Here is a 7,899-nt window from a genome sequence, read left to right on the forward strand (position 1 = left end):
AAGAGGCCCCCATAAGGGGACCTCACATTCGGGAATCGAGGAACGGCATACCTCGGTATCCATGGTTATTAGACAAACAGTGCATTCGGAAAGGGATCAGCAATCCCTATATATCTAGCATAGCAAAATTCTCGGAAAGCGCAACAAAAGACGTCCTCCTCTTCCGAGGGGGCGTCCGATCCCGATCGTTTCCGCGACCGGGATGTGAGGCATCCTAAACAAAATCCTCTGCACAATCCAATCACTAGGAGAAGGTAGGGAAGCGCCTCCCTGCCTTGTCGTCATTTTACCAGAGGAACGCAGATTTCGAAAAAAAACCTTACGCTTGGAGAATCTCTCGGCGTTTAACTTACCAAGTTAAACTATCAACAAACCACTATTCTCCCTTCTGAAGCAGGAGTTCTTGCAGTCGTTGGACAATTCCTTTTAGAGAAGTTAGGAAGGTCAGTCGAGATTAAAATAATAACGCGGAGGCGATGTATTTGCTCTTTTCACAGCGAAACAACATAAAAGATATCGATTTGTTCCCCTACGATGGAGATGTGCCAGAACGTCTCAGAATTCAGATTTTTCATTTGATTATTGCTGTGTACGAGATTCGAAACACGGAATTCGTTGGACTAACATCCGACGCACTAAATCAAGTGTTTTACAAAAACGCTTTTGCAGAAATCAGACAACACCTTCTTGAAGAACATGGACTGCTAAGTCTCCTCGACGCTCCTGGTGATACAACAGATGGTCCAAACGAAATTGAATCCTGTCTAGACTTCTTGTTGTATTGCGAAGAAGGAGACTGGGTCATCGACATGGTAGAACTATTGATTAAATTTGCTTTCGATTGGAATTTGATAGGACCTCAAACGATAGAAACCCTGAACAAAAGATTCCGGGAGAACGGAATCGGACTCGAATTTGTGGAAGACCGCTTCATTAAAATCAACTCCACGATCCTCCATGTCGAGGCTGTCAGGCCGGCGCTTATGCTCATGCGCAGCACAGGATTCTCCGGTCCCCTTGATGAATATCTGGAAGCGCATGAACAGTATCGGAACGGGGACAACAAGGCCGCCATCACCTCCGCCGCCAAGGCGTTCGAGAGTACGATGAAGACCATTTGCCAAGCAAAGGGATGGCCAACAAGTAAAGGGACGGCCGCCGCACTCATACAAGCGCTTTTCGACAACCAGTTCCTCCCGAACTATTACCAGACCCAGCTCAACTCGCTCAGAACAACACTGGAGGGGCTCCCGACCGTCCGAAACAATAACACGGGACATGGGCAAGGGCCGAACATCATTGATATACCGGACTATTTGACCCAATATGCCCTCAATCTGGCAGGTGCCAACATCACTCTCTTAATTCAAATCTACAATAAACATTTTATTAAAGGGGAATCGAAATGAATCATAAACTAACAAGTCAACTTTATGCGAAATTCAAAAAAAACACTCAAAAAATATTGAGTGCACTTCAGCATTTTCAAGATAATAAAAAAAGAGAGGGTTACCTTGATTGGATGGAAACACGTTCGAAGTTCATCCAAAAAGAAAAACGTTTTCGAGATGCCGTGGTAAAAGAATGGGCTGATCGAAATCATGAAGATCGGAAAATGTTAACAAATTTTTCGGTTGGCGACGTCATTCATGCCGATTTCGGGTTCAACGTAGGTTCAGAATTCGGCGGAACACGCTATGCAATTGTTCTTCATCATTCGCCCCAGAGAAGCAATACAATCTTTGTGACCCCGCTTCGATCTGCCAAAGCGGGTCGATCTGCTCGCCCCACCGAAATTGATTTAGGGGAGATAACCTGTATCATTCAGCGAACCAATACCACAATGAACAGTTGGGCCGATTTACTTCAGTCTCGTCCGGTCTCCAAAGTCAGAATGATTGGACAAAATCCGGTCGGGAAAATTTCGACAGATCAATTGAACGCCTTGAAACTGAAATGGATCAAACTAATTGTTCCAGAAATCATGCCAGACCCTTAAAAAAAAAGTGAAAGCAAACCTCATTCACATTTAGGAGTTTATATGCTATGATATATATACCTTACCGGTTAAATTCCGGTCCCACGTCGCTGACTTGATCTACAAGTGATCTGTTGAGGTTGCTTCCATCGCAACCGAACGCGCCTTAGCGACGGTAAAATTAGACCATATCGGTACCCAATCCGATCCGACACCCTTTAACGATAAGGGTGTCTTTTTATTTCCGAGTTATACTCTCATCATCCAGCTCAACAGCATATAAATAACCGGTCTCCCATGATTGATTATCTGACGCAGCATATGCCATTCCAAACCAGACGATTCCTAGTTTTTCGGATTCCTCCATCATCCTAGACATATCTTCCCCCCATTTAAAGCGAGACTGATTATCTACTTCCTCCCACACCATATCTACTTCTTGAACATACGAGTGTACACTTTCAATTAATTCATTTTGTTCATTTTGTTTAAAATCGGCATGGTTGAAAGCCATCTGATGCCTTCCACATAAAGTGTTCAGCAGTTCATGACCGTCTCTCATTTCTTTTAAAATACAAATATCTCCACACTCATTTTCTAAGACTTTTCCAAGTTGTTTTAGTGTAGATAGTCTTGGAATTTCTCCATTTTCGATACGAGTAATCGTTCGAACAGACACCCCTGATTTTATTTCTAATTCTTGTTGCGTCATTCCTGAAACACTTCTGATCACCTTAAGCCAGTTACCTTTCATAAAATCCGCCCCGTTTCGATAAGTATTTGATACATCGATCGTAGCAAGTTCGACACTCTTTTCATATAGACAATCTATAGACACTTAGTTGCCCGTTCTAATGCCCTCGTATAAAGGAGTTAACGCATACAGCCAATAGAACAACTTCAAATAGTCTTCCTCGGTCAAACAATCATAATCATAGCTCCCGTGTAACATTTTGTTTCGTGACAGTCGGTTCACCTTTTTACCGTCTTTGTCTTCATCTACAAAAATCTGATACACCCCAAGGAGTGCTGTCCCCTCAAAAAAAGTGCGAATCCTTCGTTTTTCTCTCATTTCCTTTGTTGTTTGTCTCGTCCCTTTATCTATTCCTTTCTTTCTTTTAGAGTTCAAGTACTGTGTCGAATCTGTTTGCCCACAAAAAAACCCCTCCTTATCTTGTGCCAAACCCCAATTCAAAACAAAGAAATCGATTACTGGATAAAGAGCAATCATCGCTATCTCTATTTCTCCTCGTCTATAAGCATTTGCTGATTGCTTTATCAAATGATGATGTCTTATCAAAAATTCCAACTTTGTCAACTTAGACAGTGTTTCATCAAAACTAGTTTCCATCCAACTTAGCACGACATCCTTTCGAAGCATCGTGTCATAACCCGACAAATCAAATTCTGATAAGTAATCAGAATGCAAGAAGATATTTTCTTTGGACATTTCATCTGCAAATTCAATAATATCAAGTGACGCCTCCGAGAAGTGATCCTTAAGATATTCCACCGTTTCACGTAGACGTTCTTTCCACTCTTCGTTGTGTATTTCTAATCCTTTAATGGAGGAAATTCCGCTTGTAGCACCCTCTATAGATTTGTTAATATCGCGCAATACAGTTTTCATAGGTGCAAATGCAGACACAAGTGATTGAAGATTTTTATTAATCTTAGATAGATTATCATTAAACTGCTCAAGTTCTTTTTCTTTCCCCTTCTCCACACTTAACCCCCTATTCTATCGTTCCTCTATTTTTGTAACTGCATTCTTTCATATTTTTACAAAATGTGGATCGCGAGATGCCCAGCGTTTTCGAGATATCGGAGACGGTCATGCCCACCCCGTACATCATCATGACTCGGGTCATGACCTCCGAACCTCGCGGCCCTCAGCCCTGTGTTCGTCCGTTCCCGGATCAGTTCGCGCTCCATCTCGGCCAATCCAGCCGAGGCATGCCGCGAGTTCGGGACGGCGTTTCACGCTCGATGCCTTCTCTTGGAAGATTCGTGTACATCCGGCCCTCTTCAGCCCATCGAGCTGGGCGTCCAACTTCTGTTCGGCCGTCGAAACGCGCGCATATCCTATTTTGTCATGATGCACCTCCTGATGTGTGTTTTCCCGTGATGCAGAAAAAAACGCACTCAGAAGGAGCAACAAAAGACGCCCTCCTCTTTCGAGGGGGCGTCCGATCCCGATCGTTTCCGCGACCAGGACCTAGGGCATCCTAAATAAAACTCTCAATACAATCACTTAGGAGTTGTAAACATGCGGGCAAGGAACCGCCTCCCTGCCTTGTCGTCATTTTACCAGAGGGACGTAGATCTTGAAAAGCCCCTCATGACCGGACGGAGGGGCACAGGGCAGAAAGGGGTCCCCGGGACCACCGGTGCGTTTGTTCATTTTCATCGGAACTGTCGTATACTGGAGACAGATAGGATCACAACCAGAGAGGAGGATGCAGATGCATCAGACGAAAGTGGCGCGCGCGATCAAGGAACGGATGGAGGAGGTGGCCTCGGAACGGGGGACGACGCTCCATGCCGTGCTCCGGGAGATGCGCGCGAACCCGAAACCTTCAGAGACACCACTCTCCTCACGACCGCCGGTCGACATCGACATCGTGTATCACTACTGCGCGCGGCTCGACATCTCGCTGACAGAATTCTTCAGGGACGACCGGTTCCGATGAAGGGAGGGGAAGGAGATGCGCCAACTGTACCGTGCGCTCCACGAACAGGCGGAGGAGCTATGCCGCACCCGATCCGATGTACAGATGATGGTGGAGGACGCCGAAGTGTTCCAGCTCGCCCTGTCGACAGAGAGGCAGTCCGTACACGGGAGCATCCGGGTGATCCAAGGCTTGGAAGACACCTTGTTCATGGTCCTGTTCTCGCAACATCCGGGAGAGGCGTGCGAGCTGGTGATCCGTGTACACCGACGGGCGTCCAGGGACATGTACAACTTCAACTTCAGGACCACGAACGCATTCAACATCGGACCCGGAGACCTGGTGGGGGGACGCCTACTCGATGTGCTGATCGCGAAGACGGCGCGTAGGTTGAACAAGAGGGTGTCCCGTCCGCGGACACGTGGATGAGCGGACACCGAGGCGCCGTGACGGCTTGAACAATGACCCTAAAAAGGGAAGAGGAAGGGCACTCTGGCGCCCTTCCTCTTCCCTTGTCACCATGCTCAGGAGGCCAATCTATCGTACGACCCATGTGGGCACAGGTCGGTACGGGTCAGGCAACCATCGCGAGGCTGGAGAGACACCACACCGTCTTCACCCCGCGATGGGAGGACCATAGCCGGTCGGGAGTCCCTCCGGCCCCTCGATCGGCGAACGATCTATTGATAACATTCCTCTATCCGCCATCCGTTAAACAGAATATTCTAACTATTTGTACATTCGGGTCCTCCGACACCCCGTATCCGTCCGGTTGGCGGCGCACATGGTTTCAAACCCTCGAAGTCCGGGAAAGAGAGACATATATTGAATCACTCGCTCAGCCTCGTGCCGAACAGCTCGTTCCGTGGTTTCGTGCCGTCCCTAGCACGGGACCGCGAACGATAGATAGCCCCAAAGGGGGACGATGTCATGCCCGACATCGTCCCCCTGTCCTCGTCCGGAACGCACTCTGGCCCTCACCTCTCCACGAGGCGCCCTGCCCCGACGGCGGTGGCATACACGAGCCCGACCGTCGAGGTCGGGTCTCCCGGATCCGACGTGGCCAGCCCGAACCACCAGATGCCGAGCCTCTCCGACTCCCTCATCAAGTCGGAGAGCCGAACGGCCTCGTGGTGACGCGACGCGTCACCGAGGTCCTGCCACACCATGTCGATGGTCTGGATATGCCCGACGATGGACCAGAACAGCTCGACCTGTTCCGAGTCGCTATGAAGGTCATGTTCGTGGACAATCCTTCGGTTCCCACAGACCGTCGCCAACAACTCGTACGCCGTCCGCAGGTGGCGAAACACCGGCACGCCGGGTCCGTCCGCCTCCAACGCCTGACAGAGTCGTTTCAACTTCTCCGCCTCCGGCATGGCACCACCCTCGACCTGTTCCAACACGTCCAAGGGAACCCCCGTCCGGGAGGCGAGCTCTTCGAGCCCGATCCCACGCGTCCGTCGGTATGCCCTCAACCAGTTCTCCTTCATCGCGTCCACCCCACTCGATCCGACCATCGGATGTCTTTTCCTCTATCCTAGCAAGCCCCTGTCGATTTTCCCAGTCCCAAACCTCCCAGTGACATGGCGGGCGTCGAGAGGATGAGCCCGATGGACTGCGGCGCGATCCGGACGACCATGCGTCCTATCGGAGGACACAGGGTCCCGATGTACGGAGGCGTACATAGACGTCCTCATAACGGGTCGCCTCGATGCGTCCGGACCATTCGAGCACACGCCCGTCGCTCAGCCTCACCCGTATGCCGACCCCGTCCCGCCGCTCCTTCGAGCTGTAGGCGAGGTGGGCGATCTGTCGACGCGTCACCTCGTCTGGCACGAGCCCGAGCCGGAGGAGGAAGATGGTCGTCCCGGACCCGATATCGACGGATGCCGGCAACAGCTCGACCGGGACCCATTCGTCCTCCGGACGCAGGCGCAGCCATCCGGGCAGGTTCAGTCCCGTGACCGGGCGCCTCATGACGCCCCTCCGCTCTGTCTCATGTACTTGTAGAAGGTGGATCGCGAGATGCCGAGCGTTTTTGAGATATCGGAGACGGTCATGCCCGCCCCGTACATCATCATGGCCCGACTCATGACCCCTGGGTCGATCGGCTTCCTGCCCCCCGTCCGGCCCCGCGCCCGCGCCGCGTCGAGGCCGACCCTCGTCCGCTCTCGGATGAGCTCACGCTCCATCTCGGCGAGCCCGGCCATCATCGTGAAGAAGAGCCGTCCCGCGGCCGTCCCTGTGTCGACACCGAGGGTGAGGATATGAAGGTGGACCCCACGCTCTTTCAGATCGTCGACCAACGCCAACAACTGCCTCGTCGTGCGCCCGAGGCGGTCCAGCTTCCAGACGACGAGGGTGTCCCCTTCGCGCAGGTAGTCGAGGCATGCCGCGAGTTCCGAACGGCGTTTCACGCTCGATGCCTTCTCTTGGAAGATCCGTGTACATCCGGCCCTGTTCAGCTCATCGAGCTGGGCGTCCAACTTCTGTTCGGCCGTCGAGACGCGCGCATATCCGATTCTTGTCATGATGCACCTCCTGATGTATGTTTTCCCGTCATGCAGAAGAAAAAACACACATTGATAAAAAGATGAGTTTATGTACAGTATATCAAAAATAAAAAGGGCGATGGGACGCCCTTTCGTATTTTATGTGAATTCACGAACAAATTCGTTCTTTTAACGGTCGTTTTATGAATACTTGAGGGTGCCGGTGATCGTATAGCTCATCGCGCGTCCCCCCCGACCGGCCAGCCTATCTCGGCCGCCGGCGTGAACGACTCATACGACGCGTTCGTCCCTCTATAGACGTATTCCCCCGGCGGGCCCTCGTTCCCCTTCGAGTCGACGCCGTACACGTAGTACGTCTCGCCGTGCTTGTACTGTGTATGGTCGAGCGGGATGTCGACGGTCCAATAACGCGTAGGGTCAAAGTCTTGCGCGTCCATCACCCGGCCGTCGGCGTCCTTGATGACGACGCGGTGCGTCCCGCGGCCGACCCTGGCACGGAACACGTAATCGCCATCGTTCCATCCCATCTGGACGCGGATGTCCGGCGTCACGACCAGGCGCTCGCCCTCGCGGCCCCGCTTGTCGATCGAGACGAACTCGAAGATGGCCGTGTCCGAGAGGTCGAGCCGTTGCTCCCACGGCAGGTAGAAGTGGACGTTATCATACGCGTGTCGAAGCCCGACCGTGTTGTAGTAGACCCCGTCGATGTAGAGACGCATCCGGTCGACATCCT

Annotated in this window: 11 protein-coding genes; 3 read left to right on the plus strand and 8 right to left on the minus strand. The window is 51.4% G+C overall.

The genetic code is table 11. The annotated features are described in order from the left end of the window. Positions 1 to 482 precede the first annotated feature (482 nt). Together GVY43_RS15625 and GVY43_RS15630 are read left to right on the plus strand one after the other, a co-directional pair. Entirely contained in the window at positions 483 to 1,409 is a 927-nt protein-coding gene (locus GVY43_RS15625; protein WP_159563783.1) for an STM4504/CBY_0614 family protein, read from the plus strand. After that, positions 1,406 to 1,999, plus strand: a complete 594-nt coding sequence (locus tag GVY43_RS15630; RefSeq protein WP_159563784.1) for a type II toxin-antitoxin system PemK/MazF family toxin — start codon at positions 1,406 to 1,408, stop codon at positions 1,997 to 1,999. The genes GVY43_RS15625 and GVY43_RS15630 overlap by 4 nt, the downstream gene beginning before the upstream one ends. Positions 2,000 to 2,216: 217 nt before the next feature. Here the strand turns inward: GVY43_RS15630 and GVY43_RS15635 are convergent, their stop codons facing one another. The 3 genes from GVY43_RS15635 to GVY43_RS15650 all read right to left on the minus strand — a co-directional run bounded on the left by GVY43_RS15635 (position 2,217) and on the right by GVY43_RS15650 (position 4,082). Then, entirely contained in the window at positions 2,217 to 2,732 is a 516-nt protein-coding gene (locus GVY43_RS15635; protein WP_159563785.1) for a helix-turn-helix domain-containing protein, read from the minus strand. A gap of 84 nt (positions 2,733 to 2,816) precedes the next feature. Further along, positions 2,817 to 3,704 carry a hypothetical protein gene (locus GVY43_RS15640; RefSeq protein ID WP_159563786.1) on the minus strand — a complete coding sequence of 296 codons (888 nt, stop codon included), beginning with the start codon at positions 3,702 to 3,704 and terminating at the stop codon, positions 2,817 to 2,819. A 141-nt stretch (positions 3,705 to 3,845) separates the two neighbouring features. Further along, entirely contained in the window at positions 3,846 to 4,082 is a 237-nt protein-coding gene (locus GVY43_RS15650) for a recombinase family protein (RefSeq protein ID WP_159563794.1), read from the minus strand. Between the two features lie 361 nt (positions 4,083 to 4,443). On the opposite strand from GVY43_RS15650, the gene GVY43_RS15655 reads away from it, so the two are divergent. Next, positions 4,444 to 4,671, plus strand: coding sequence for a hypothetical protein (locus tag GVY43_RS15655; RefSeq protein WP_159563788.1), 228 nt, complete (start codon positions 4,444 to 4,446; stop codon positions 4,669 to 4,671). Between the two features lie 57 nt (positions 4,672 to 4,728). Here the strand turns inward: GVY43_RS15655 and GVY43_RS15660 are convergent, their stop codons facing one another. From GVY43_RS15660 to GVY43_RS15680, 5 genes are all read right to left on the minus strand, one after another. After that, positions 4,729 to 4,917 carry a hypothetical protein gene (locus GVY43_RS15660; protein WP_159563789.1) on the minus strand — a complete coding sequence of 63 codons (189 nt, stop codon included), beginning with the start codon at positions 4,915 to 4,917 and terminating at the stop codon, positions 4,729 to 4,731. Between the two features lie 710 nt (positions 4,918 to 5,627). Then, positions 5,628 to 6,143: a helix-turn-helix transcriptional regulator gene (locus tag GVY43_RS15665; RefSeq protein WP_159563790.1), complete on the minus strand. Its 516-nt coding sequence runs from the start codon at positions 6,141 to 6,143 to the stop codon at positions 5,628 to 5,630. Positions 6,144 to 6,346: 203 nt separating this feature from the next. Beyond that, positions 6,347 to 6,568 (minus strand): hypothetical protein, encoded by a 222-nt coding sequence (locus tag GVY43_RS15670; protein ID WP_159563791.1) that lies wholly within the window; start codon positions 6,566 to 6,568, stop codon positions 6,347 to 6,349. Between the two features lie 58 nt (positions 6,569 to 6,626). Then, positions 6,627 to 7,184 (minus strand): recombinase family protein, encoded by a 558-nt coding sequence (locus GVY43_RS15675; RefSeq protein WP_159563792.1) that lies wholly within the window; start codon positions 7,182 to 7,184, stop codon positions 6,627 to 6,629. A gap of 197 nt (positions 7,185 to 7,381) precedes the next feature. Continuing rightward, positions 7,382 to 7,899, minus strand: a 518-nt coding sequence (locus GVY43_RS15680; protein ID WP_236549003.1) for a hypothetical protein, incomplete at its 5' end; no start/stop codon positions are given.

It is taken from the genome of Exiguobacterium sp. 8H, from assembly GCF_902506255.1.
Taxonomy (GTDB): domain Bacteria; phylum Bacillota; class Bacilli; order Exiguobacteriales; family Exiguobacteriaceae; genus Exiguobacterium; species Exiguobacterium profundum.